The organism is Endozoicomonas sp. PH6C, from assembly GCF_059322965.1.
In genome coordinates this window covers 1,634,337-1,660,671 of the sequence record NZ_CP185342.1, presented here as the reverse complement: position 1 = coordinate 1,660,671, position 26,335 = coordinate 1,634,337, and the positions used below count along the sequence as shown (strand labels likewise).

Sequence of the window (26,335 nt, the reverse complement as noted above, 5' to 3'; positions counted from 1 at the left end):
AGTTCAGTCAATAGCCGCTTGTGATGATAACATCCAGTCCAAAAGACACAGGGTTCAACCCAAACCGGTTGCTACCGGCCTGCTGTCATCAGTAATCCACTCACTCCATGAACCCGGAAAGAGTTTGGCAGCTGGCATACCAGCGTATTCCATAGCCAGAAGGTTATGACAGGCAGTAACACCCGAGCCACAGTAAAACACGGGCTCCAGTCCATCGACCATCAGAACTCCCAACTGTTTTCGTAACTGTTCTATGGAAAGAAAAGAACCTGAATTATCCATATTGGAAGTGAATGGATAACAGATCGCCCCGGGAATATGACCTGCTTTACTGTCAAGAGGCTCTGATTCTCCGGCAAAACGCTCAGGAGCACGGGCATCTATTAAACGAAAAACCGGACTTTGCAACTGCTCCATAACCTCACTGGCAGAGACTGTCATGCCGTGATTAACATCAGCCATAAAGTCAGAGGGGGTGATAGCAGGCGTTTCAGTCGTTACAGGATAACAGCCAGCAGACCATCTTTTGAAACCGCCATGCAAAACCTGAACAGGTTCCACGCCAACCCAGCGCAATTGCCACCATGCTCGGGCAGCCATAGCATGATTACCGTCATCATAAACAACCACATGGGTGGTTTTGCTGATACCCAGGGTTCTCAAATGTTCAGCAAACACCTCAGGCTCCGGCAGGGGATGCCTGCCAGTTTTCCCGGGAACCACTGGAGCAGACAGGTCTTTCTCGAGATCGATGTATCGAGAACCGGGGATATGTCCCTGACGGTAAAGAGTCTGTCCCAGTTTGGGGTCGGCAAGACTGAAGCGAGCATCAAGCACGACAACCCCAGGGGCGGTTAGCAGGGCTGCCAGGGTTTCGGGTTCTATGAAGGGTGACATTCTATAAATCCATCCCAACTTTCAGGGAGATGCTCAAACATCTCGGTAAGAAGACTTCACTGAGGTTCTGGATTATTGCTGATCAATTCAGAGGCAGGGGCAGGGTAAAAACCCTGAGGGGAGACTCAGGGTTACTACCCGACTGTCCATGATGGGTTCACATCCGTGTGAATTTGCTGTCCATGCACCTTCAACATATCAAGCTGCTGAAGGGCAGAATGCAGGAAGAAAGCACCAGACTTTGTAAGACATTTCCCACAATCTTGTAATCAATCAATAAGCCTCGTTATATCTCAGTGATCCAGCTCATCCAGTTCGCTCTGGTCTACCACTTCGTCATTGATCAGAACCTTTTCAGACAAAATGTCACCGATATCCCCAGCCTCATCATCAATAATAATCCGTGTTACATCACCATTATTGGACAACGGGAAATCATCGTCGTCTTCAGCTGCCCTGATTTCTGCCTCAGGCTCAGAGGGAGTCTCAACAAGCACATTGTTACTATCTACCTGCCCAGGTTCATCAGCGGGTTGCATCAGATAAAGCCCTGCGGCAACGGCCAGAATCCCAAAGCCAAATACCAGGGCAATCAGATGTTCCTTTCTCATAGCTACTCCGTCACAGGGTCTGTTTATGATCTCAAAATCCGGACTATACCGTATCAGACGACAGGACATTGGTCATGCTTCTGTGGCCCGAACTGACAGAATGCCCCAGCTAAAAGATTCTTCTAATGAAGGCAAGGATTCACGCAATCCTGAGTCAGTCCTTTAAAACTCTGACCGCAACTTGCTTTTTCAGAGACACCATACCACTATGGTGTAGAACTTTGCTCAATTTTTGGTCACAAGCGCGAGTCAGGAATGCTCTGTCAACACCAAGAAAAAAAGCATTTTACTGATGAATAACCTTGTTCGTTTCCTGCAGCTTAGTGAATTGAGCCTCACTGTAAAGAGTGCCAAGCCGATAAATAATAACAATTAAATGTAGCCATGAGCCCGATATATCGCTCCCTGTTCAAGGATGGAAAGCGAAACTCATGACCCTATAAATTATCGAGCCGGAGACAAAATGCCCTCTAACAACTTCTTACTTAGCTGTGTGGTGCCGGTTTTCAATGAAAGCCAGGTCATTGGTCGGTTCATGGAAGCACTGATTAAACAGCTTGAAGAGATTACCGAGCATCTTGAAATTATTGTGGTGGATGATGGCAGTACCGACAAAACGGTCGAACTGGTCGAATCCTTCTGTAATGACGAGAGGATCAAGCTGATTGAGTTATCCAGAAACTTCGGCAAGGAGACCGCACTGACTGCCGGAATTGATGCCACTTCCGGTGACGCTGTGATTTTGATCGACGCAGACTTTCAGCACCCTCTGGAAATGATCCCTGTTTTTGTTGATTACTGGCGACAAGGTTACCAGATGGTCTACGGCGTCCGCCAGGACAGGGAAAATGAATCTTTCCTGAAAAAGAAAGGCGCACAATTTTTCTATCGAATCATGCACTCCAGCACAGGCATTGATGTACCGGCTCACGCAGGCGACTTTCGGCTACTGGACAAGGTGGTGGTCGATGCCCTCAGAGCCATGCCTGAACGCAGTCGCTTTATGAAAGGTATCTATGCCTGGGTAGGTTACAAGAGCATCGGCCTTCCCTTTCAGGTCAGAAACCGGCTGGCGGGGCAATCCGGCTGGGGTTATGGCAAACTGACCAGTCTGGCTCTTTCGGGCATTACAGCATTCACTACTTTGCCACTGAGGATTGTCGGTGGGCTTGGACTGATTATTTCATTCATCTCGGTGTTTTACGCACTCTTTATCATCTTTCGGACTCTTGTTCTCGGCGCCCCCCTGCCGGGCTGGCCCACGGTTATTGTCGCCATCACCTTTATTGGCGGCATACAGCTATTGTCTCTCTGGTTACTGGGTGAGTACATTGCCGGTATTTTCTGCGAAGTAAAAAAACGCCCCAGATACTTGATACAGCGACAACTGGGGTTCAAGAATCAGAAGGATAGCAATGCAGCCGATTAAGTTTATTATAACCGGCAGTACTGCTGCAGCTGTTCACCTTTTTGTACTCTGGCTTCTGGTAGACCTGACTCAAGTAAACCCGCTACTGGCGAATCCTGCCGCTTTTATTCTGGCCTTTGTCGTCAGTTACCTGGGTCATTCATTGTGGACTTTTAATCACAAGCAACATGTACTTCGCAATACTCTGCTGAAATTCCTGTTGGTTCAATTGCTCTGCAGTTTTGTGCTCAATCAGGGGCTTTATACCCTGCTGTTAACCTACACCGGTTTGAATTATCTAATGGCCAGCTTTATCGTCCTGACAACGATTCCCCTGGTCACTTATACCCTGAGCAAATACTGGGCCTTTAAATGAAAAGAATAACACTGTGCGCAGATGATTACGGGATTCACCCAAGGGTATCGGAAGCTATTCTGGAGCTGGCCATTCTCGGCAGAATTCAGGCCACCAGTTGTCTGGTCACTGGTCCGGACTGGATAAAGCAGGCAAGCCACCTGACGACCATTCAGGAAAAGGTTGATATTGGCCTGCATCTTAATTTAACTGAAGGCAATGGCCTCAGTTCCGCCTATGTAGACGGACTCCCCAGCCTGAATCAGGTTTTAATCAAGAGCCATCTTCACTTATTGGACCGGACCGCCCTGCTGGAAGAAGTCACGGCACAATATCAGTATTTTATCGACGCTACCGGCAGAGCCCCCGACTTTGTTGATGGCCATCAGCACGTACATCACCTGCCCATGGTACGTGAAACCCTGTTATCGGTAATACGCACCTTTAGGCCCGAACCTTCTTTCTGGGTGAGAAGCGTTACACCCATCATCCGTCATGGTGGTGGCCTGAAAAGCTACATTATTGAAGGTTCTGGCAGTAAGAGCCTGAACTGCGAATTGCTCAACCAGAGTATCAATACCAATACTTCCTTTGCTGGCGTCTATTCACTGAAACCGCAAGAAAACTATTCCACCCTGATGAAAGCATGGCTCTCTGATTCATACGACAAAGGGCTGATTATGTGTCACCCGGGTAAAACTGCCGGCCACATCAATCTGGATCATTCTCAAGCCAGACAGTTAGAGTTTGATTATTTATCGAGCCAACAATTTCTAGCCGACTGTCAACAAACAGGAGTTGATCTGTGCAGAATGAAGCAATGATTGCCGAGTCTTCACCCTCTTCCATGGTCATTAAGCACCCTTTTCGCTGGCTCGGTCTGATCTGCCTTTTTCAGCTGTTTTTCTGGACCCTGGGCCCCTGGTTGGTCAGGAACACGCTGCACTCTGACACACTTGAAGGCATCGCCTGGGGTAACCTCTGGCAGTGGGGGTATGAAAAACACCCACCGCTGGCAGCCTGGACTGCCGCTTTTTTTTCAAACTTAAGTGATACCAGCGACTGGCCTGTCTATCTCTTTGCCCAGGTTACTGTGGTGATTGCTTTTGTTGCTGTCTGGCGTCTGGCCAGAGAATATTTGACCGAGGCTGGTGCCCTGCTGGCAGTCTTTTTGTTACAAGGCATTCTCTTCTACAGTAACCGGGTAGAAAGACTGACACCGGACACGCTTCAGCATCCAATTTGGGCCTTACTTGCCCTGACTTTTTATTTTGCAGTGACTCGTCAATCCCCGGCTTATTGGCTGCTGAGCGGAGTCATTTCAGGGCTGGCCATTCTGACTAAATATCAGGTGGCCGTTTTGTTTGCGCCCCTGTTTATTGTTCTTTTAATCACCCACGAAGGCAGACTCGCACTTTCCTCCGTTGGCCCATGGTTGGGTGGGCTTCTCGCACTGGCTATCGCCTCCCCCCATCTTTACTGGCTATGGGACAACAACTTTGCAGCAGTGAGCTATCTGGGAGAAAACTACGTTGAAAGTGAGCGTTATGGAACCGGTACACACTGGGATCATCTGATATTTCCTCTGAACTTTATCAAGAATAATCTGGGCAATGTCCTGGTATTCTTTCTTTTGATGATCCCCCTTTTCAGAGCTCCCAGGCTCCCTATCCTTTATGATCGTTTCAAAAAAGTTTTTCTAATCGCCATAGCGACAGGTCCATTTGCCTGTACACTCTTGTTTGGACTGGTAACCGGCGAGAAGCTCGTACCCCGCTGGGCTACCCCCTACTTTGTCTGGCTGCCGCTGCTGGTGCTGGTCTGGACTCGTCCATTGATCGATTACCCGCGTTTCAAGAAAGTGGTGTTCTGGTGTTTATTCACCGGGGTATTGTTTGTTTTATTGAGATGCAGCTACTTGCTGTTCAAACCTGTCTTTGATGAAGATTACTCGGATTCAGTGGAGTTCGTGCCTCTCAGGGCCCAAATGCTAAAAGCTGAAGAGTTGTGGGCATTTCACCAGGAAGATCGCCCTGAAAACGAAGGTTATATCCCTTATCTGGGCGGGCTTCACTACCACGTTGCTGAGCTGCTGGCGTATAGCCAGAATCACAAAACCATTCCATTTTTTGGTCTTAATCCGGCAGAAAGCCTCTGGATGAAAGAAGAAGATTTCCGCAAAAAAGGCGGAATCATTGTCATGACGGATGGCAAGCGATATTCAAAGGAAGTCAGACAAAGGCTTGAAAAGAACTATCCTCAGGCTGAATTTCTAGGGCTCTTTGAATTCGAGCCCGTAACTAAAGTGAAGGTGGATAATAAGCCTAAACTGTTTGTGGAGTATTACCTCTTAAGACCGCAAATGACCCCAGGTAATCTGGCGGAGGGCATTGATTAAGCCGATCCGCCTTTTTCTCACTGAACCTTGACAACCCGGCTGGCAGTGCCCTGGGTAAGGATTTTTACTTTATCGCCCGCAGCAAAGCTAACGGCCGGATCAGCCTGTTGAACAACAGAAACATAAGAGCCGTCATCCAGTCTGACTGTCAGTTCAACACCCTGCCTGGAGGTGATTTTCTTCTCGGCCATATTGCCCAAAACACCACCGGCAACAGCTCCAGCTATTGCTGCAATAGCACTTTCGCGCTGACCACCAATACTGGAAGCTGCAATGCCTCCTGCCGCTGCCCCTGCCAGAGTGCCGACCTCACCCTGGCTGCCTTCCAGTTTGACCAGCCTGGATTCAGCGACCGTACCAAACCGGACTGTCTGCATTTGACGGGCTTCAGAAGCAGAATAAGTAGTCCCTGTCTGATCAGTCGTACAGCCAATCATAGAGAGAGAAAGCAGTAAGACGGTCCCTGCCTGTTTGATCCTATTGTTCATAAATATGCCTCCTGTTAGGTTTAATTCCAGTTTCCTGTCCAGTTTAGACTGTGCTATGGCGACAAAATTCCCCACTAATCCACTGATTTGGAAAGCCCTCTGATTTCTTCGCGAATGGCAGGATCACCCACTCTCTCGTTGATCGAATCGACCCATTCTGTTTTATAACCGCGAACACCGACGTTCTGCTCCTGGACTTCCAGGTTACCGCTTTCCTGAAGAATCTTCTGGAACAAGGCTCTGTCAGCGGGATCCACAATAGGTCCCGGTTCGGGTACCTCTCCGGTTTCCGGGTTGATCCTGGCCGCCAGAAACTTGATTTCGGCATCCAGCATTCCGGCTCTGTCTTTGCCGCTTTTGCAATTGGATAATGGCACAGCACCTACCATATGAGTCAATAGGGCCACTCTGGTAGCCAGCTTATAGGCATCATGATGATGGTGATAATGGCTGCCTTTTTTATAGATTGCTTTAATCTGAGTGGTAAGGTCCTTTACTGTTCGATCATCCCTGGTTAACTGGTCCAGCTGGGCATTCAATTCAGAAACTTTTTCCCCGTTGCCGGCTTCTTCGGCGTCCCTGATCTGCGCCCTGATTTCCTCACCTTTCTTTGAGGTACCGCTGAGAAATTCACCCGCCATACCGCCCGGGATGCCGTCCTTGCCCGGCTTTCCTACCAGCATTTCCATAGCCGGATCGTTCATTTTTTTCTGGAAAGATCTTCCACCTGTTACCAGAGAGGCGCTTCCAACCCCACCCCAGTTCACAGGAATATTAAAGCGTGCCTGTTTGAAATTAAGTTTGATTGTCCGGGTCTGTCCATCAGATCCCGGAAGTTCCATCGTGACAGGCTGTTTAGCAGGGTCAGTAAAGTATTTGAAAGCTTCATTCTGAGCTTTCTGCATTTTTCTCTCTTTTCCGGAACCCAGGCCTGTCGTGACCATGGAGGTGGATGTCATAGCAAGTGTTGGGACTGGCCCTCCCTGTGACGCTATCAGTGCTTGCTCAAAAATATCAGGCCGGGTTGCCAGAGCCGAAAGTAAGATTTCTCTGGCCTTGACTTTTCCACCTTCAGCCTTTAGATCGGGATCCCAGTCAACACCATAAGGATCGGCAATGCCATGTCTTATGCCTGTGTAGACATTACTGTTGTTAATAGAAAAATCACTGCGACTCAGGTTAGTAGCATGATACGTGTTGGTCGAATCGATACCGCTGACTCCATACCCTGCATAGTCAGTTTCATACAGACGGGAAACCTCTCCCCTTAAGGACTCTGGCACCTTGATTTCAGCCGCAGGTTGCTGTCTGGAAGCAAACTCAACTCCAGCCTGAGAAAAAGATTTTTCTATCGTTTTCCAGGGACGAAAATTTAACTGATCGATAAAAGCCTCTTCGAAATCTCTGGCCACGGTTTGCTTATCGACGCCAGCCGAAACCAGGGCGTCCTGCAGAATTTTCGGATAGTACACTTTGGCCTTGCGCATCTCTTCCCTGTTGACAGGTTCATCGCCCTTAAGCTGAACGGTTTGCTGGAGTCTTCTCAACTCATTCAATAGCTGACGATCGAGCTTGGTCAGACGTTCAACATCCTCTGTACGTCCCTCTCTCTGAGCCGAATGTGATTCATTCTTCAGAACTTCTCTGGCTGAATCAAACTGCAGCTTCTGTAACTTGAACAACTCTTTGTGATCGTGAGTACTTCGGGGAACGACCACTTCAGCATCTGATAGAGGTATCTGGTTGTGATCTGAGACGGTCTGGGACTCCCTGCTTTCATTCAGATGCACCTCTAACACTTCTCTGGCAACCTCCCTGTCTACATTCCTCAGAGATAATTCATTGAGGAGCATACCTGGAAGCTTGCGCAGATCTTCCACCATCTTTTCTGTCACGGGTTCATAGTTCTGATGAATCTTTTGCTCATGCTGCTCGATGAACTCTTTCATTGCCAGAATAAGCTCGCCACCATCAGACTGAAGCCGGGCTTCAATGAGAACATCCTTGGCTACGGAAATAGCTGCACTTTCGAATTGATTGCTGGCCTGCCGATAAGCCCTCTGAACTTCAGGACTGTCACCCTCCCCCATTTTTACCTTGGCAAAGACATCCCCAACCTCTCCGAAAATACTGTTTGCCTGAACCTGAGATCGAATATTGTCAGACATTATCTTCGGCACAGGCTGACTGAATGCAGTAATTTGTCTCTGCTCTATGGGGATATTGCGAGGTGCCGGGTTACCTCGTCCCGGCAACTTTTTGAGAACATTTTTAATGGCTTTGATGAACCTGTTCTGGCGGCTGCTGTGCCTCGCCTCCTGCGTTTCCCCGATATCCGGAGTTGCCGCTTGAGGGTTAACCGATGTGGGCTGGATGCCCGATGGAAGTTTGCTGCCATCCATAGCTATGATTCCTCAGTCAGGGATAAATTCCGGGCAGTGCAGAAAGAATCAGTAAATCACTGGGCACCGCCACAGGGGTTGTCTGATCATACCGGGAGCAAATCTGTGTCCACTCATGTCTGGGATTAAAGAACAGACCTGGAATATGATTTAGTAGCATTAGCAATAAGCCTTTGACATCCTATTAGAAGAATAGCCAAAGGCAGAGCCTGTGACTTGTCATCGGTAGCTATTAACACCCTGAATGATGACAATTGTAATAGTTTGATAGGTAGAATTTCATATTGCCGGAAGCTCTAAGCAGGAACAGACTAGCTCCGATATTTTGAGGTGGCAGTTAACCAGACTCTCCATCTCTTGTTGCCGATATTCCTTATTAGTGGTGATACATCAATGGCACTGGATAATACTGATCTGAACGAATACCGAATCGAACATGATCTGCTGGGTGAAGCCCCTGTACCCCGGGACGTTTACTATGGCATCCAGACTCAGCGAGCCATGGAAAACTTCAACATTTCCGGTGTCACTCTGAACCACTTCTCAAACATTCCGATAGCCTTGGCCATGGTTAAGAAATCCTGTGCACTGGCTAACCGTGATCTGGGAATGCTGGATGCAGCCAAGGCCGATGCCATTGCAGATGCCTGTGATGAAATTATTGCCGGTAAGCTGCATGACCAGTTCACCGTTGACATGATTCAGGGCGGGGCCGGAACCTCCACCAATATGAATGCCAACGAAGTGATTGCCAACCGCGCACTGGAGCTGATGGGTTACCGTCGTGGTCAATATGAGCACCTGCACCCAAACACACACGTTAACATGGCACAGTCTACCAATGACGTTTATCCAACGGCTATGCGTCTGTCCATGGTGTTGAAGCACGACGAACTGGTTGTAGCTGCCATGAGCCTGAAGAATGCCTGTGATGTTAAAGCAGAAGAGTTCAAAGACGTTCTGAAAATGGGCCGTACCCAGCTGCAGGATGCTGTTCCTATGACTCTCGGTCAGGAATTCCGTGCTTTCTCAACCACCATTGGTGAAGACATCGACCGTATCAAGGATATGGCCAAACTGCTGTGTGAAATCAATCTGGGTGGTACTGCCATCGGAACGGGTATCACTGCAGACAGCCGTTACGCCCCTCTGGCGGTTAGATACCTGTCTGAAATTTCCGGCCAGAATATGATCCTGGCCAGTGATCTGGTAGAAGCCACCTCGGACATGGGCGCTTTTGTCATCTTCTCCAGCGCCCTGAAGCGTATGGCCGTCAAACTGTCCAAGATGAGTAATGATTTGCGTCTGCTCTCCTCTGGTCCCCTGTGTGGCTTTAATGACATCAACCTGCCTGAAATGCAGCCAGGTTCCTCCATCATGCCGGGCAAAGTTAACCCGGTTATTCCTGAGGCCATGAGCCAGATCGCTTTCCACGTTATCGGAAACGATCTGGTCGTTACCATGGCTTCAGAAGCAGCCCAGCTGCAGCTTAACTACGCTGAGCCGGTACTGGTTTACAAGATTCTGGAATCCATCCAGCAGCTCACCAACGGTATGTTCATGCTGTCTGATCGCTGCGTTAAAGGCATTACGGCTAACAGGGACGTCTGTACGGATTATGTCTACAACTCTGTTGGCCTGGTAACCGCTCTGAACCCATACCTGGGTTACGAAAATTCCAGCCGCATTGCCAAAACTGCCTTGAAGACCGGTCGTCGTGTAGTAGATCTGGTTAAGGAAGAAGGCTTGCTGACAGACGAGCAACTGGCGGAAATCCTCAAGCCAGAAAACATGATCGCGCCACTGGACCTGAGCAATAAGGTACACTGATCGTTAAAATCAGTCGTATATAGTGACATCCGGTGTATGAAGAACCGCGCTATTGCAGGTGCGGTTCCTTTATCAGCCCTTTGTCCCCGGAATCCGTTGAAAAATCAAGACCAACAAGGATTTTACCGCCCAAAACCTGCCCTTCTGCTTACTTACCCACATTTAATAAACATTTACAGTAGTTATACCACTTGGAATGTATAATTTTTTCATTAACATTGCGCATTCCGTTAGGCGACCAGTAGAAAGCGAAATTATCTGGACCATTCAAACGTAATTACGACTTGGAAATATCGGACATCGAATAACCAAGCTCAGTATACTGGGTTGTAGTTTGCAAAAAGCTGTCCAGCAAAATCCAGGCAGAACAGCCCACTCAGTGTAAGTTGTAAAAGAGACAACAGGCGTTACAAGAAACAGCCTGCGCGGAGCATAGCTACTTCGAGGTGTTGTTACTTCAGTGCATTGTTACAAACCTCTGCTACACTGAGATCGAATTCCACAGCCGTTAAGCATGTAAAAAAATGAATGACGTGGTTCTACCTTCGCAAATTTTCTCCGGCCTGACGGCGTTTGATTATTAAATCCGTTTACGGCAACTTTTATACAGTTACAGTGGAGTCGTTATGCAGCAACAGGATATGAAGCAGGAGCCCACCGTTTTCATCATCGACGATGACGAGGCTGTTCGTGATTCGCTGAAAATGCTGATGAAATCTGTTGGACAGACAGTAGAAGCTTTCTTTTCCCCAGCCGAATTTCTGGAAGTCTACGATGAAAACCGTCCGGGATGTATCGTACTGGACATTCGTATGCCGGGAATGAGTGGGCTTGAGCTACAGAGCAAACTCAACGAAATGCACTGCATTCTGCCTATCATTTTTATTACCGGACACGGCGATGTACCTATGGCCGTTCAGGCTATCAAGGATGGTGCAATGAACTTTATCCAGAAACCGTTCCGCGATCAGGAGCTTCTGGATCTGATTAATGACGCCTTGAAACTTGATGCGCAACAACGTCGTGAGCTGCTCGAGCACAAAGAAATCCTTCGTCGTCTTTCTACGCTGACTGACCGTGAGCGTGAAGTTCTACACCATGTCGTTGAAGGTAAGGCGAACAAGGTGATCGCTGCTGACATCAATCTGAGCCAGAGAACGGTAGAAATCCATCGCTCTCGTGTGATGGAAAAAATGGGCACCAAATCCCTGGCCCATCTGGTTCGCCAGGTTATGCAGGTTAAAGAGCACCTGGAAGGTGAATTTTACTTCAAGGTCTGATCTCTATCCGGGGCGCCTTTATGAATGACGCCCCGGTTCATTAATCTCTCCCTGGTAGTGGTCAGCACACAGTCTTGTCAGTCCATAACACGCCAGCCCTGCTCCTCACAATTATCTCTGGATTCCCTGCGAAGCCTTGCGCCACCTTTTAAGTAGTCCCCGTACAACGTCTAGTACATCCCTCCATTCAGCAATTCTGAGACTAATCCTAAACTCCTAATACGCTATGAGAGAGCTGAGGGCAGAAGTCGATTTTTCTTAAATGAACGAGACTATTTTTGGGACTATTTTTGGCTACCTAGCGGTAACTGAATACTTTATTAATAAAAAAATCGATCATTTCAGAAAAATCATCTACTTTATTGCAACTAAAGTTTTTCTTTCATTGCAGATAACGCTCTGCTGGATGTAGATGCCCTGTGTTAAGAGAGCAGGTCATTCTTTCAGAGCATGAGTACAACAGAGTTTCCATTTTCTGGCAGGATACCCGGTTACCCTGCAGAAGCTGGCGGCTCGGCAAAAGACACAAGTATTGTTATTGAATTGACCATCAAGGCTGCCCCTATGAGCTTGGCAACAAAAGCTACTGTGTATCTTCTGGAACAGGATACAAATGTTACCGACACCATCCGCAGCCTGTGTGATGAGAAGTCTATGCTACTCGAATGTTTCAGCAACAGCAGTGAACTGTTGATGGCGATGCAGGCCATAAAGCCTGACTGCATCATTGCTGAGAATGAAAAAGAAAGTAAAGAAGCTATACAGCTGTTAGAGACCCTGAACGAAGCTGAATATGATATTCCTGTGATCGTTCTTGGACACCATAACGATGTCCACACTGCCGTCGCGGCCATTAAGGCAGGCGCAGTCGACTACATCGAAAAGCCCGTTATTTATGGCCGACTGGCTGAACACTTTAACCAGGTGATCGGCGGAGGGGGTGCTGCTGCGGTTTGATTCATTTCAACTCACAGATGATTCCAGCCCCCTGACGTAACCGGCCAGCTCATCAAGCAGAGCCTGCTGTGCAACGGAAGCCATCCCCTGTGCTTCATCCATAGCCTGCCAGAATGAGCCAAAGCCGAGAATCCGGTCGTCACCGTCAGACATTCTCAGCTTTCGATAAGATTCCCAGGCTTCCAACTCTTCGACATCCAGTGTCTCCGGGTAATGTCGTGCCCGGTAACGAAATAACATGTCATCCAATCGCGCATCATCGAAAGAAAAGCCCAGTCTGGCCAGACAGGAAGGCTCCGAAGATCTGATCACCTGCATTCGCTCTTTATCTTCATCAGAGAAAAAACCACCGGTATAGATCATCTGATCCGGATCGCTGGAAGTGTTTTCTGGCGCAGAGTCAAATACCTGCTGAACCTTCTGCATCACTTGTGGATGTTGCAGCAGCCATTCCCTGTTCCTTGAGCACGCATTCAGATCTATCCCCAGTCGCTGCTGGTCCTCTGACCTCAGTACCTTCAGGGGAGCTACCACCGGGCATTTATTGATATGCACCACTTTCAGAGCAATCCTTTCCTGCCCTTCTCTGGCAGGTGAGAATAATCGCGCCTGTAACTCTTCCACCGACAGGTCCATCAGAACTTCAGGGTCAACAGACAAGTCGTAAACCACCACCCCATTGCGATTAACTGGATGCATGGCAACAGGCATCACGATGGCAAGACAATGCCTCTGGGCACCAAACATACCGGAGACATGGACAACAGCCTCTTTTTTCATCAGATTCAACTGCCGGGAAACGTCTCTCTTATTGCGAAGGTTCAAGATAAAGTTGAAGACTCGGGGTTGTCGGTCACGTATCAGACGTGCCATCGCTATGGTGGCTCTCACATCAGACAAAGCATCATGAGCATCGCCATGATCAATCCCGTTTGCCTGGGTCAGTTCTTCCAGCCTGTAACTGTTAAAACCATCTTCTCTTTTGGGCCAGGCAATACCTTCGGGCCTCAGAGCAGCGGTCAGCCTCACCAGATCAATGAGATCCCAGCGACTGTTTCCGTTCTGCCACTCCCTGGCATAGGGATCATAAAAGTTTCGATAAAGGCTGTTACGAGTCACTTCATCATCAAAGCGAATCGAGTTGTAACCTGCGGCACAGGTTCCGGGCTCCACCAGCTCGGCATGAATCCGACGAATAAACTCCGGCTCAGCCACCCCTCTTTCGTTGACAACCTGAGGTGTCAAACCGGTGACCAGACAGGCCATGGGATGAGCCAGATGATCTGGGGGTAGCTTGCAGAAGATATTGAGAGGCTCCCCGATTTCATTCAACTCGGCATCAGTTCTGATACCCGCGAACTGGCAAGGCCAATCCGTCGCGGGATCGGTGCCAAAGGTTTCGTAATCGTGCCAGTAGAAACTTCTCAGCATGTTCACTCCTGCCAATTTAATGCAATCTTCCCCTTCAGGGATTCAGTAATTCTGGAAGCAAAGTCCATCCGGTTCGCTTCAGGCAATTTAACCTGGATAACAACCTGGTCGGTATAGTCACAATCAATGATCTGTCCTGACAAAGATTCGAGCCAGTGTCGAAAAGCCTGTTCGCTGGCATAATCCAGCACTGCGGTTCCCCGAACCATGGGAACGCATTCAACCACAGGTAACTGTTCGACGGCGGCCTGAACTGATGAGCCATAAGCCCGAACCAATCCTCCGGCTCCCAACCTGGTACCACCAAAGTAGCGTACCACGACGGCAGCGACTTCTCCGATTTGACTATGCTGCAAAACATTTAGCATGGGCCTGCCAGCCGTGCCACCGGGCTCACCGTCATCATCAAATCCCATGACGGTATTCCCCTCGGGAGGGCCCGCTATAAAAGCCAGACAATGATGGGAGGCGTCAGGAAACTGTTTTCTCAGAGATTGCTGGAAGGAGAGTGCTTCGGCTCTTGAGGCCACTCTGGACAGGAAAGTAATAAAACGGCTTCGCTTGACTTCCGTTTCCCGCTCAAAAGAGGTTTCGGGTAAGAGGTCTGGCACCCGATAGCGGCCGGAGGGCTGGCTGGACATTCAATTCTCTTGTTGCAGTCAGGGCGATGTGAATGCACAAGACAAAGCAGAAAACAATCAACCCAGTGATCGTTGACCTTATTTTCCGCTAAATCTATGGGCACTCAGTGAAAGAAAAGTACTCCTTGAGCACTTCAACCAGATCAATAATATCATGCCCTGCACTGACAATACTGTAGCCAGAATCAAAAAACTCCGGACCCACGTCGGGCTTGCACCAGTGACACCGGGCATCAAAGTCAATATAGTTTTTCTCTTCATCCGGGCCAGGCAGCTTAATTCTCATGCTGTAAACCGCACCAATGAGAACCGGTACCGTACTGATGAGCATCAGACCATTGCTGCTGATATTGCCAATACTTCCCATTTCCTTGAGCGTGTTCCTGTTGTAAATGGTCAAATAATCATTCAACTGGTGACGCTTGATGCTGCGACGCTCCTTGCCGCGTGGGACCATAGACATAATCTGTATTCCTTTACTGCCCAACCTGTAAAAATTTAAACCAGAACCTTGTACAACTTGCTCTGCCTTAACTCACTCTGTTTCAGCATTAACTCCTGCTCTCGCTCTGTGATCTTTTTCTGTTCTCTGGTAAAAGCATCAAACTGCTGCATTAATGCTCTTTCCACTTCATCCACACAGCCCCTGAACTCGTTTTTGACCGGGTGCTGGCACAACTTGACGGCACGATCCAGCTCAGCCTGCCGCTTACTGAGGGAAGCAGCCTGGGTCTGCAAGCGGTTCAACTGAGCTTTGTTGGAGATATAACCATCTTTAATCTCGAAATGATCTTCGGCCTTATCGCAATCCATAACGTTCTGACTGGTATTCCCAATCAGCGTCCACTGACCTTGCGGCCCCTTCCTCCGCCACCTGAACTTTTGAGGGTTGGCAGCGAACTCTTTAAGTCGACCGAAACCCATCGCTTTGATTACGTCAGGACCAATGGGATTCCTGTACAGAGACAGCCGCAGGTTGTGATCAAGATCAACACATTGAGTGATCACGTCCATTATTCGCTTTTCTAATGCTTCAAGATCTGCTGGTTTAATTTGATAAACTATGACTTTCATGACAGCCTTCATCATATCGCTGTACGCTCTCTGAATGGTGGCCTCCGTTTGCATCGCTTCCTGCGCACCCCCTGCACCACTCAGCTTTCGCCTGCTGGCCTGAAGGGAAGCCATAATGTCCTCGAAAAGCTTAGCGCCCAGAGCTTTGTCATTTAAACTCTTCACTACATTGTGAAGTTCAGTGACTCTTGTAAGAGCCTCTTCTAAAGCGACATCGCTCTCACGGATCAATTTTTTATTGGTCTCACTCACCATATCTTTGCCATCAAGCTTAATGCCTTCACTCTTTAACTGCTTGAAGTAACCACTGAGGCATTCACGTGTGGGTTTTGCATCCGCTGTTTCGACCAGATCCTCCTGATAGGTTCCCGGCAGAACAAAACGCCTCTCAATGGATTTGAGAAAGTCTGTAACTTCTGACTTGAGGTTGCTGGTCACAACAGGAATGGCTTCCGTGGGAATTCCCATCGCCTTCATATCCAGTCCATTCACCAAACTGACCGCTTCATCATTCAACCAGTGATGCTCCGCAGCATACACTTTATCCAGATGACTGTTGGTTCTGGCCTGCATCAACTCTTTCTCACAGCTCAGGGTATGATGACTTTTCTCACGACTGGCAATATCCACAGCCACAAGTTCAAGCCATGCATTCTTACAGACCCACTGGCGGACTTTCAGTTCAATCAGCTCCTGAAATGCTGCCTGAGAGAGACCCAGCTCTGCCCAATCTTTTTTAGCCATCTCAGACAGTTGGGCTCTTATTTGTGAAAGGCTCTGCAAATAACCACTCTCGCCTTCTTCCGTTTTCTGAACAGGCAAGGTAACTGTTTGCTCAACCACTTTTTTCAAAGCGGGAGAAGCGTTATCAATGCCCTCAGGAAACAGATTTTCTTCAGCCTGCATGGACTCATCCAACGCGTTCAAAGCCTCCATAAATGCCTCTTTCTGTACGTCGGCACCTTTGATGTCTTTCACCGCATCCAGATCCACCGCCATGAACACTCTCTGTGCCTTGTGCAAATCCTTGCTGTCACGGGTAAGACGGCCAAGCTGCTGAACCAGATAGTTTTCATTGGCTTCGCCACCGGCCTGCCCCACCAGCCCATGAAAAATACCTATACTGGCACTCCCCTGGGGCATGTCAGTGCCCACAGACTGCTCTTTACTCAGGTAACCATCGGTACTCTGTCCACCCATACGTCTGAGCTGGGTAATGGTTTCCCGGGAAGCTGAAGCCCCTTGCCCATAGACAGGATCATCCTGATACTGCATCTGCAGATTCTTATCATGGTCATAGTAAATTACAGACTTCTGAACGCCCCCCATGGCCAGTCGTTCCTGATTCAAAGTCCGACTCATCTGATGCGCCTTTGTCGTACATTCATCACCCGACTCAGCGCCATCAAAGAAAATAATCTGGGGCTCTGGGCCTACCCTGTGCAAAACATCCGTCAGCATCTTGTTCCTGCCCTGCGGGTCGGAAGAGCTGAAAAACACCGGTTCCGCCAGAGAAATGAAGTGCCAGAAACGCTGATTGGTGGTCACCGGGTCTGTTCTTGCTTTGTGACGCACTTCTTCAGCACTGCCTGAAGCACTGGCCAAAGCTGCACAGTACAAGGTTCCCAGAGTTGCTGAGAGTAAATGCCGGGCTTTACATCCAAACAGAAATTCAGAATGTTTCAGATTGATACTTCGGGGCTCTACTTCAAAGGCATAGCCAAGCCCTCTGATCACTGCCTGCACGGTCTGAGCCACTGATATCGACTCAGCTTCGGTATGAGGCACCATCTCACTGTCAAACTCGTCGGCAAACACCATAGAGTTTTTGAGCAAGTCAAGACAGTCATCCAATTTTGCCAGTATCGCCTGCTTGTCCTGAATGAAACCTTCAGCGTCCAGCAAGGCCTGCTTCAGATGCATCAGAATCTGCACATCTGTGATTGAGGCGCCCACGGGTACTCGCCCCTGGGCCAGCAGGGATTCTCTGTCATTAATCGAAGTTCCGGCAGGTAACCCCAGCAGGGTATTCTCAACCTCTACCAACCGGGCGACGGATAACTCACAGGGGGGGGCAAAACAGGTTTCAAGATTCAATCGACGATAGTCCTGCCCCTTGCGAGCGTAGTACTCACGTAAGCCTTTATCCAGTTCTGCCTGGTTGGTCTTTGGAGCCATGACAATAATCGAACGGTCCGTATCAGCACCTAACTGGGCCGAAGCGTGATCCGTCAGCGCCAGCAGCAGTGTACTTTTACCGTAGCCAGTGCCTTTATGAGACATCATGGCAACTTCATGGCCATCGGCCCATTGGCTGACACCGTCCAGTGTAACAGCCAGTTCGTCGGCCTGGTCGGGTGACAAGACAATGTGATGCCTTCTTTCGAACGACAAAAGGGCCAGGTTTTTAGTATCCAGCAAGGTATTCTCGTAACTGCTGATTCGGTTATTCAGGTTGCTCTGTCTGGATGCCAGCAGAGCCATATCCAGATTCCATTCCTGACAACGCCTGATGTATTCGTGGGGCTCACTCACCTGCTCAAAGGCGGCAAAGTCCAGATCCACCAACTCACTTTTAAGCGCCTCAAGGCGCTGACCTATCAGGCTGCTCTGCTCAAGGTCAATATCCACCAGCATCAGCTGCGACATGCGTTTGATAAACCCGTCAACATCATTACCACCCGGAGCCAGTCCCTTCTCAAAGTTACGAATGGCATGATCCAGAAGCTCGCCATCAGAAAAACCCTGCACATCATTTTCAGAAGCATTACGAATGTAGCTGACCAGACCTTTTTCCAAAGCTTTTTTTAACTGAAGTGTACGAACACAGTGCTTTCTGTTGTTGACGATGACCTTTTCAAAATGGCTCAAAACCGACTGCCTGTTGGTTTTTAGCGTTTTCGGATCAGGTACCCCACGGGGTCCCTGGGTTTGCAACTCGCAACCAGAGTAGACTGACAGGTTTTTAAATACCTGTTCCTGAAACGCTTTTTGTTCTCCTTCAAGCGTTTTAATAACACTTTCAGTGACACTTTTAGTGACACTATGAGCACTATCAACCAGCAACTCCCTCCTGGCTTTCAGAAACGCTTCACTGACATGGCCGAAACTGGCATTGACAGTAAAGGGCGAAAACTGTTCTGGATGAAACGTTTCCTGATGGGCACCGGTTTCCGGCTTCCTTGATTTTTCCTGAGCCACTTTTCTCACCACCGGAAGCTCAACAGGCAGGCTTCTGACACGTCCATCACAAGGTGTGCAGGTAAAAGGCGGTTTCAGTAATTGATGATCCACTTCCTTAACAACTTTCTTGTAACATTCATCAATTTGCTTGAGGGAAGCACTCGGTAGCCAGGTATTTTTCAGCGATTCAAGCTCAAGGACTTCAGGCGGATAATCTTTGCGTGATCTTGATGGTGAAGTACTGTCTGGCTTCAGTAAGCAAGCTTTACTCAGTAAGTTCGCTTTAATCAGCTCGCTTCTGGGGTTTTCCCCCCGGATTGGCACCGGGATCAGTTGATCATTGGAACCCAGTTCATACATAAAGCACTGCTGATCTGAAGGTGTTTTCTGAGCAACCAGCAGGACGGTTTGTCCCGAAGCACTTTTCAGGGGAATCCAGTCCCGCTTTTTTTCTCTTCCTTCCTTGCTGACCTGAAAGGGAACTTCGAAATTGGGATGCTCATGAAGAAAAGCAGGATCCAGAGACCAGGTTCGTCCATCCAGCTGAATCTGCCAGTGCTGACCCTCTTTGGAGTGAAACACCAGTGAAGGTCGGCATTGGGCACCTTCAGACAATTCAATGTATCGGTCACCGGTAACAAGGCTGGTTTTATGAAGAGCAACCTTATTAAAACCATTCATGAAACTGTTTATCAGACAGTCAGGGTTCTGGGTAAGAGCGCTCACCCTGAAGCCAGCCTGAGTCTGAACATGACCTGAAGCTTCTGCCAGAGGTACCGGTGAATCTGGCTGAAAGCAGGCAATTTCGGCTTGATGAGGATGTTCAACAGCTTGGGTAAAGTCATCATCATGAGTAAGGCCCCTGAACTTCTGCTTCGGCTCGAGCCTGGTTTCCTGAGCCAACAACTCTGTGCACTGTCTTTCCAGCTTGAGCCTGCGCGTCTCTCGCTCTTTTCGGGTTTCGTAATTCTCTTTGTGCTGCCTGACAGCCATGGTGAGAACCAGTGATCCGGGTCTTTTCAGCTCCTTTTGAAGGGTTCTGAGCACCTTTGTCATGGTCGGTGTCGCGGGTAATCCAAATTCATCCCTGATCTGACTGAGCCCCACCAAGGAGGCATCGGCATAGCTGAAGTCAACCCATTGCGTTGCCCCTGCTGCTAAATTTGCGGACCCGGGTTGTTTAACAATCCCTTCATGCTGCTCCTGTAAACTGGACAGCAGAGTTAAGAGTCTGTCACAGATCTGCGGATCCCTGACCATTTGCTCTTCCAGAGAATGGCCCGCCTGCGGCTTGAGAGCGACTCCCAGCTGTTGATCCAGTCTGGCTTCAAACTCCGCCTTTTGATATTCAACCAGCTTCGATAAAAATACCCGTCCATGTTCGGGCACACTGCGTCTCAACCGGGGTGGCAGATGCTCTGAAGCCAATCGCTGAAGCGAGTATTCATACCGTTTTAAAAGCCGATGCCCTTCGTCTGGCCCCTCAATCGTTGCAATTTTTTTCTTCCAGGATTCATTCAGACGCTTTGAAGCTGATCTGGCAAGGGCGCACAAGGCATGTGTATAGAACTCCCTGTCCCGATCCCCCGAACTTTTTGCCAACAGTGTACTCATATTGGTCAGTTCCAAATCGACTATGGCTTCAGGATCTTCCGGGCCAGCCAGAGCATCAGGCTTTAAGGCTTCAAGAGTCGCTTCGAATCTGTCGAGCTGAGTCTGAAAATCATCCTGCTCCCTGGCCATTACTTGTATATTGCCCCGGGTCAGGGATACAGTCCGGTCAATCTGACGGGTAAACTCATCCACTAAAGGGCGATCCGGGGTCGCACCCGGGGCTTTTTGATAGGCCTGATCAATGGACTCCAGCTCCATCAGGAACTGCTCATGGACTGATATCACTTCTTTTCGGGAGCCACTCCTGCCCGGAAAATCATCCGGACCGGTGAAATGATAAATTTCCCTTTCTTTTTCAATCACTTCCAGTCTGGAAGCCAGCTCAGACCAGGCTGAACTCATTTTTTGAATCAGGCCCGAAATAACAAAAGTTCCTGGGCCAAGAGAAGCAAACTCTTTGCTTTTGATCTCTGAAACGACTGTCCCCAAATCTGTCCACTGGGGCAATGGAGATTCCTGAGTGAGATCCAAACCTTCATCAGCAGATGAATCGAACCGATCAGGTAACGGATCAGAAGAAGCCTTTGAAGTATAAGACTCCGCCTCGGAAAAGCCGTCCTCGGAAAGAGAATCTGACTCATAACCGGAGTCAACCTGATGACTGTCAACCTGATGACTGTCAGCCTGAAGCGTTAATTGATTGAACCGCTCAGATTCGCGCTCAAGGCTTTCCTTAGCTTCAACTAATTCTTCGTTTTTTAATATCAGGGCGCTCTCTTTCTCAAGAACTTGAGCTTCCAGATTACTTTTCGTTTCAGAGAGTGTTTCAACCCGTTCCCGCTCAACTTCTAACTGGCTTTGTAGAGAGGCCTTGGCCTTAAGAGCTTCTTCTGATTGCTGCTCGACTTCTCTCTTTTTCTCTCTAATCTTGTTCAACTCTTCCTGAGTTATATGCAGTTGGTCTTTTAAATGAATAACTTCAGTGGCAAGCGTCTGGTTTTCAATACTCACAGCCTGAAACTCAGTCAGTTTGGATTGCAAACCCTTTCGCTCCTGCTCCAGGTCACTGACAGCCTCTTCCAGCTTTATCTTTTCCTGATCCCGCTGGCGCTGTTCCTGCTCAAGACTCTCGGCTAATTTTTGATGAGCAAGTTCTTTCTCTTTCAATGCAAGCGTATGATTTGACGCTGCTTCTCTGGATTGATCAGTCAGGCTCTTTAATTCAGCTTTCAGGCTTTCAGCCTCGCTCTGAACACGACTGACTTCTTCTTTTCTCTCCTCAAGGCCCAGAGATTTTTGCTGCAGCTCAAGATCTTTCGTCTTACCTTCCAGTTCAAGCTTTGAAACCCGGTTATCAACATCATTTTTCAGATCCTGGAGTTTTTGCAACTGCTCTTTAAGATCAACGACGATCTCTTTGTGCGAGCTGGTAAGACGCTGCCTTTCTTCTTCCCAACCCGAAGCTTCATGCTTGTGCCTGCTTTCCTGAAAAGCCAGATCTTTTTCAAGCTGACTGCTGTAACCTTGAGCCTCTTTCAACGCCCTTTCCTGTCTGACACCCAGTTCATCGACCTTACCCTTTAAGCTGTGAGCCTCTTTTTGGCTATCCCTCAACAGGGCTTCCAGTTCGCTAAGCCTTGTATCCTTTATTTTTCTTTGTTCTTCTGCCGTCTCGGAAAGCGATTTAAAGTGGTCCCTGTTTTCTTTAGCCAGACGAATCTGTCTTTTAAGATCAGCAAACTCCAGTGACTTCTCACTTTGCTCATCGTTAAGCTGCTTTTTCAGAGACTCCAGAGTGGTTTCTGCCTCTTCAAGGCTGCCTCGCAAAAGGTGCAGCTCCTCATTCTGCTTTAAAGAAGCGCTATGAGCCTGATCCTTCTCTTGCGTCAATCTTTTTACTTCCAGCTCCAACCTTCCATATTGTGTACCCAGTTCGGTAGCCTCACCTTCCAGACTCAACACCCTGGTTTGACTTTCCTCAAGACTGTTTTTCAACGCAATCAACTGGTTATTTACACGCTCAATGCTTTGTTCTTTCTGTTCGAGAGTGGCGTCTTTATGGGATAGCTCAAGCTTTGTCTTCCTGACCTTCTCCTGAGACGCAAGAAGTTGCTGATCAAGTCGTTGTTTTGTTTCAACCAGCTGGTCATGCTGGTTTTTCAAATCAGCAAACAGTTTTTTCCTGGCCTCCTCAATTCTGACCTTTTCTTTATCCCAGTCAGCTGAAGCAACTTCTGCCTTTTGCTCCAGTGCCTCGACCTGTAGCTTAAACTCATCTCGCTCCCGGATGAGCCTTTCCATCTCAAGGGAATGCTGACTTTTCAGACTTTCTGCATTGAGCTGAAGCTCCTGAAGCTGCTTCTTCACCTGATCTCTGTCGTAAGCAAGAGCCTCTGACTCTGATTGAAAGTGATCTCTTTTCTTTTCGGTCTCTTTAAGGCGACTTTCCAAATCAGACACTCTGGATCTCGAATCCCTGAGCTGGTTTTCCCATTGAGATTTCTCAATCTCAGCGGCATCACTACCGCTTCGTAAATTTTTCTCAGCTTTCAGAAGCATTTGCTTTGCTTCATCTCGCTCCCGGGCAATTAACTGAACTCTCTCTTCCAACTCAATGACTTTATTGTCACTCAATTCTTTCTCAGGGAGCAGTTGTTGAACTCTGTGCGTGAGCTTTTCAATAGCACGAACTTGATCATCGACATTCTGGCTAAGCGCAACCACTTTCTGTTGCTTTTCCTGCGTTCTTTGATTGGCTTTTTCAATCTCGCGCCTGAATTCAACCTCAGCTTCTTCAAGTTCCCGAATCCTGTCGTCCTTTGCCAGGATCGAAGATGACAGCGAGTTTTCCCTGATTTTGGCTTCGGCAAGTTCATCTTCTTTGCCGGTTAGCAGATCTTTTAGTCGATTCACTTCCTGCTGGCTTAACTGAAGCTCTCTGTGATAACGCTCTGACGTCTCCTGCAATTTAGGGATAGACTCGTCAGCTATTGCAGAGCGCTCTCTCGCCTCTCTTTCCTTGCTTTTTGCTTCATCAAGTTTGCTTTGCAGCTTTTCTGTGTTGTTTTCAGCAGCTTGAAGCTGTCTTATATATTCGGTGACCTCCTCTTTCGAGGACCGGGTAGCCCTTTGAGCCGTCTCAAGTTCTCGGCGAAGGGCTGCCAGCGATGACTCGAGTTTATCTTTCTCTTCCTCAAGCCCATCGCTCTTAACCGTTAGCTCCTGAACTTTTCTCCTCTCAATCACTAACGCCTGATCTCTCTGTGAAAGATCCTCCTCTTTTGAGCGAAGATCATTCTCAAGACTGACTATTTTTTCCCTGAGTTCACGCTCAGTGCTCTGCAACCTTGACTGCAACTCATTCAGCTCTCTCTCTTTGTCTGTGAGCTGAATCTGTACCTGCTGTTCAGATATTCTGGCGCTTTCGACCTCTGACTCTAAATCAGCTTTTTCTTTTTGATGCTTTTGTTCAGCAACTCTTAACTGCTCTGCAATCTGAGCCATCTCAGCCTCGTGAGATTGACTCTCCTGCGAACCGTTACTCTGTTCAAGCCGGAGACTCTGCAGCTGCTCTTTCAGGGAGGTGATCTCAGCTCTGGCTATATCCAGCTGCTCATTCAGCGCTTCCAGACCTTTTAAGTCCTGCTCATATTTGAGTTGCAAGTCTTCCAGTTCGGCCTGTTTAGTCAATAGCGACGCTTCAAGCTTCGCTTTTTCTTCCTGAGCCTGATCCTTATGCTCAACAAGGCTTTGTTGCAGGCCTTTGATTTCATCGTCGTATTTCTGTCGTTCCAGATGAATCTCTTTTAATGATCGGGCTTTTTCCTCAAACTCAGACTGCTGCTTCTCGAGTTCTTCGACCTTTTCCCGTAGATCTTTTTTGGTATCCGTTAATGCTTTTTTGAGATCTTCTTCACGAGCAAGCGCCCCTTTATAGTCGCCTTCAAGGGCAAAAAGTGATTGCTCTGCTGAATCCGCCCTGCTGTCTGCTTCTTCAAATTTTCTTTGCAGCTGATCCAGCTTTTGCTTGTGAGCTTCTACAATACGATTTAGCTGCTCTTCCAGTTGCTTCGCCTTTTCTTCAACTTGTTTTTTCTTGCCAGTGACATCGACATGGGCCAGAATCCAACGATCACGATACTTGGTAAGCTCTTTCACCTGCGATTCAAGCTGCGCCACTCTTGCAGTATCCACTTGCTTTAGTGTTTCAAGGTCCTTGTTGAGTGCCTTGATATCAAGATGCAGTAAACCATTTTGCCTGAATAAATCAGCCACTCGCTCTTGAGCATTTTGATAACTCTGCTGAAGCTCTGCCAGCCTGGCTCTTTCCTGATTCAGTTCATTTTCAACGGATTGATAGCTCTCCAGGTACTCCTGCCGCAGTCGCAGTATCAGCTGATCCTTTTGTTCCAGAGCTGAAACAGCCTCCTGACCCATCTGCTGATGGTTCAGATGGGCTGCCTGAAGTTGACTTTGCAGCGCGTCTATTTTTTGACCAGAGTCAACCACCTGTTTCTGGAGTTCTGACAGAGTAACGCCATTGTCAGCCAGCATTCGGGTTTGCTCTTTCATTCGAGCTTGAAGCTGACTGTTCAATGCTTCCAGCTCATCCAGCCTGTCGTCAGAATCGAAGGTTTCTGCACTCAATAATTCGCTGCTGCCAATGGGAGATCCATGGGTACTGACTATCCGATACTGCTCCTCACGTAACTGACGATCCCTCTCGCTGAGTTCGTCTTTTAGTTCGGATTGTTCTTTCTCAAGCTCACTCAGCCTTTCTGAAAAACCTTCAGGCACTCTCTTTTCTTTCTGCTTGAGGACTTCTACTGCTTCCTTCAGTTCAGTCAACTGATTGCGGGTCTGTTGCAGCTCGTTGCCTAATTCTTCTTTCTCTTCTCTGAGACATCTCAGTTCCTGTTGCGCCCTGGATAGTTCAAAACTCCGGGTGGAAAGAACAGGACCATCAGGCGGTCTGGGAGTTGCAAGTGTAGGCACCAACGGTGGCGTGCCGAGACTATTCTCTGCAAAGATGTGACCAAGAAACGGATCATTCTCTGAAGGGCTGGAAATCTCTTCAGGGTTTGTTAGCTCGGGGGAATGCTGACAATAGAACTCAGCGAGTGCCAGAACCTCGCGATTCATTTTATCCAGCTCATACCGTTTCAGCAGTCCCCATGCCCATGCTTCCTTCGATTGACCACTGGCTGTGATTACATCAGCAACACCGGTCTGCAGAACCTCTATCTGATGAAGCATGGATTGGGCCATGGCCAATGTCATCAAAGGCCCGTTGTTGCCATTGAGGCCAGTTTCCAGCTGTTGGCGGTTAGCTGGCATTTTAAAGCGCCAGCCCAACACATCATGGACCCTGCCCAGCCGTTCAGCCATCTGTAGTCTGGTTTTCCTGTCAGCAGTTTTTACTGTCTCAGGCCTTATGCTTTCTCTGAGTCTGAAAAGAGTATGATCAGCAACCTGACTGACAGGACGGGCATAAGCCCTGCAAATCATGTTGTGAGGTTTTGGAATTGAGGGTGTGCCCACATCGACATGGGAGATACCCCTGTCTCCAATGGGGGTTGTAATTGGACGATCGCCTTGTAGAAGCTTATTTGGCAGTTGAACTGAACCCACACCATGACTTGTCTGTTCCTCAGAAGTCTGGGAACCATGCACTGATGTACTGTTCAGGTGTTGGCTATGGGGTATGCCAATGCCACTGCTTCTATGGTCCATGCGGTCTACAACATCCGTTGAAAAACTACACAA

Annotated in this window: 15 protein-coding genes; 7 read left to right on the top strand and 8 right to left on the bottom strand. The window is 48.4% G+C overall.

Features of this window, described 5'->3' with window-relative positions; translation table 11 throughout:
- Positions 1 to 54: 54 nt before the first annotated feature.
- Both ACOMG9_RS06505 and ACOMG9_RS06500 read right to left on the bottom strand, forming a co-directional pair.
- Positions 55 to 897, bottom strand: a complete 843-nt coding sequence (locus ACOMG9_RS06505; RefSeq protein ID WP_494529971.1) for a sulfurtransferase — start codon at positions 895 to 897, stop codon at positions 55 to 57.
- Between the two features lie 293 nt (positions 898 to 1,190).
- Positions 1,191 to 1,508: a hypothetical protein gene (locus ACOMG9_RS06500; RefSeq protein ID WP_448216312.1), complete on the bottom strand. Its 318-nt coding sequence runs from the start codon at positions 1,506 to 1,508 to the stop codon at positions 1,191 to 1,193.
- Between the two features lie 463 nt (positions 1,509 to 1,971).
- On the opposite strand from ACOMG9_RS06500, the gene ACOMG9_RS06495 reads away from it, so the two are divergent.
- From ACOMG9_RS06495 to ACOMG9_RS06480, 4 genes are read left to right on the top strand one after another with little or no spacing between them, the layout of a single operon-like run.
- Complete coding sequence (locus tag ACOMG9_RS06495; protein WP_448216311.1) at positions 1,972 to 2,937, top strand: glycosyltransferase family 2 protein; 966 nt, start codon at positions 1,972 to 1,974, stop codon at positions 2,935 to 2,937.
- A complete protein-coding gene (locus tag ACOMG9_RS06490) occupies positions 2,924 to 3,292 on the top strand; it encodes a GtrA family protein (RefSeq protein ID WP_448216310.1) in 369 nt (122 codons plus the stop codon). Before ACOMG9_RS06495 ends, ACOMG9_RS06490 begins: the two co-directional genes overlap by 14 nt.
- Complete coding sequence (locus ACOMG9_RS06485) at positions 3,289 to 4,095, top strand: ChbG/HpnK family deacetylase (RefSeq protein ID WP_448216309.1); 807 nt, start codon at positions 3,289 to 3,291, stop codon at positions 4,093 to 4,095. Before ACOMG9_RS06490 ends, ACOMG9_RS06485 begins: the two co-directional genes overlap by 4 nt.
- Entirely contained in the window at positions 4,077 to 5,669 is a 1,593-nt protein-coding gene (locus ACOMG9_RS06480; protein ID WP_448216308.1) for a glycosyltransferase family 39 protein, read from the top strand. The genes ACOMG9_RS06485 and ACOMG9_RS06480 overlap by 19 nt, the downstream gene beginning before the upstream one ends.
- 17 nt (positions 5,670 to 5,686) lie before the next feature.
- Here ACOMG9_RS06480 and ACOMG9_RS06475 read toward each other — a convergent pair whose 3' ends face one another.
- Together ACOMG9_RS06475 and ACOMG9_RS06470 are read right to left on the bottom strand one after the other, a co-directional pair.
- Entirely contained in the window at positions 5,687 to 6,157 is a 471-nt protein-coding gene (locus ACOMG9_RS06475; protein ID WP_494529970.1) for an outer membrane lipoprotein, read from the bottom strand.
- Positions 6,158 to 6,231: 74 nt separating this feature from the next.
- On the bottom strand, positions 6,232 to 8,559 hold the full coding sequence (locus ACOMG9_RS06470) for an inositol phosphate phosphatase SopB (protein ID WP_494529969.1): 2,328 nt from the start codon (positions 8,557 to 8,559) through the stop codon (positions 6,232 to 6,234).
- 393 nt (positions 8,560 to 8,952) lie between these two features.
- On the opposite strand from ACOMG9_RS06470, the gene ACOMG9_RS06465 reads away from it, so the two are divergent.
- From ACOMG9_RS06465 to ACOMG9_RS06455, 3 genes are all read left to right on the top strand, one after another.
- Complete coding sequence (locus tag ACOMG9_RS06465) at positions 8,953 to 10,389, top strand: aspartate ammonia-lyase (RefSeq protein ID WP_448216305.1); 1,437 nt, start codon at positions 8,953 to 8,955, stop codon at positions 10,387 to 10,389.
- 626 nt (positions 10,390 to 11,015) lie between these two features.
- Positions 11,016 to 11,669: a response regulator transcription factor gene (locus ACOMG9_RS06460; protein WP_317142683.1), complete on the top strand. Its 654-nt coding sequence runs from the start codon at positions 11,016 to 11,018 to the stop codon at positions 11,667 to 11,669.
- 450 nt (positions 11,670 to 12,119) lie between these two features.
- Positions 12,120 to 12,626: a response regulator gene (locus tag ACOMG9_RS06455; RefSeq protein ID WP_448216304.1), complete on the top strand. Its 507-nt coding sequence runs from the start codon at positions 12,120 to 12,122 to the stop codon at positions 12,624 to 12,626.
- Positions 12,627 to 12,632: 6 nt separating this feature from the next.
- Here ACOMG9_RS06455 and sbcB read toward each other — a convergent pair whose 3' ends face one another.
- The 4 genes from sbcB to ACOMG9_RS06435 all read right to left on the bottom strand — a co-directional run bounded on the left by sbcB (position 12,633) and on the right by ACOMG9_RS06435 (position 26,302).
- On the bottom strand, positions 12,633 to 14,057 hold the full coding sequence (gene sbcB, locus ACOMG9_RS06450; protein ID WP_494529968.1) for an exodeoxyribonuclease I: 1,425 nt from the start codon (positions 14,055 to 14,057) through the stop codon (positions 12,633 to 12,635).
- 2 nt (positions 14,058 to 14,059) lie between these two features.
- Positions 14,060 to 14,698, bottom strand: coding sequence for a YigZ family protein (locus ACOMG9_RS06445; protein WP_448216247.1), 639 nt, complete (start codon positions 14,696 to 14,698; stop codon positions 14,060 to 14,062).
- Positions 14,699 to 14,792: 94 nt separating this feature from the next.
- Positions 14,793 to 15,161, bottom strand: a complete 369-nt coding sequence (locus tag ACOMG9_RS06440) for a PilZ domain-containing protein (protein ID WP_422132897.1) — start codon at positions 15,159 to 15,161, stop codon at positions 14,793 to 14,795.
- A gap of 35 nt (positions 15,162 to 15,196) precedes the next feature.
- A complete protein-coding gene (locus tag ACOMG9_RS06435; protein ID WP_494529967.1) occupies positions 15,197 to 26,302 on the bottom strand; it encodes a hypothetical protein in 11,106 nt (3,701 codons plus the stop codon).
- Between the last annotated feature and the right edge of the window lie 33 nt (positions 26,303 to 26,335).

Excerpts from the sequence above, each read along its gene's own strand:
- ACOMG9_RS06435 (WP_494529967.1), bottom strand. The coding sequence starts at position 26,302 with ATGGACCATAGAAGCAGTGGCATTGGCATACCCCATAGCCAACACCTG.
- ACOMG9_RS06440 (WP_422132897.1), bottom strand. The coding sequence starts at position 15,161 with ATGTCTATGGTCCCACGCGGCAAGGAGCGTCGCAGCATCAAGCGTCAC.
- ACOMG9_RS06475 (WP_494529970.1), bottom strand. The coding sequence starts at position 6,157 with ATGAACAATAGGATCAAACAGGCAGGGACCGTCTTACTGCTTTCTCTC.
- ACOMG9_RS06490 (WP_448216310.1), top strand. The coding sequence starts at position 2,924 with ATGCAGCCGATTAAGTTTATTATAACCGGCAGTACTGCTGCAGCTGTT.
- ACOMG9_RS06470 (WP_494529969.1), bottom strand. The coding sequence starts at position 8,559 with ATGGATGGCAGCAAACTTCCATCGGGCATCCAGCCCACATCGGTTAAC.
- ACOMG9_RS06460 (WP_317142683.1), top strand. The coding sequence starts at position 11,016 with ATGCAGCAACAGGATATGAAGCAGGAGCCCACCGTTTTCATCATCGAC.
- ACOMG9_RS06500 (WP_448216312.1), bottom strand. The coding sequence starts at position 1,508 with ATGAGAAAGGAACATCTGATTGCCCTGGTATTTGGCTTTGGGATTCTG.
- ACOMG9_RS06455 (WP_448216304.1), top strand. The coding sequence starts at position 12,120 with ATGAGTACAACAGAGTTTCCATTTTCTGGCAGGATACCCGGTTACCCT.
- ACOMG9_RS06485 (WP_448216309.1), top strand. The coding sequence starts at position 3,289 with ATGAAAAGAATAACACTGTGCGCAGATGATTACGGGATTCACCCAAGG.
- ACOMG9_RS06445 (WP_448216247.1), bottom strand. The coding sequence starts at position 14,698 with ATGTCCAGCCAGCCCTCCGGCCGCTATCGGGTGCCAGACCTCTTACCC.
- ACOMG9_RS06495 (WP_448216311.1), top strand. The coding sequence starts at position 1,972 with ATGCCCTCTAACAACTTCTTACTTAGCTGTGTGGTGCCGGTTTTCAAT.
- ACOMG9_RS06505 (WP_494529971.1), bottom strand. The coding sequence starts at position 897 with ATGTCACCCTTCATAGAACCCGAAACCCTGGCAGCCCTGCTAACCGCC.
- ACOMG9_RS06465 (WP_448216305.1), top strand. The coding sequence starts at position 8,953 with ATGGCACTGGATAATACTGATCTGAACGAATACCGAATCGAACATGAT.
- sbcB (WP_494529968.1), bottom strand. The coding sequence starts at position 14,057 with ATGCTGAGAAGTTTCTACTGGCACGATTACGAAACCTTTGGCACCGAT.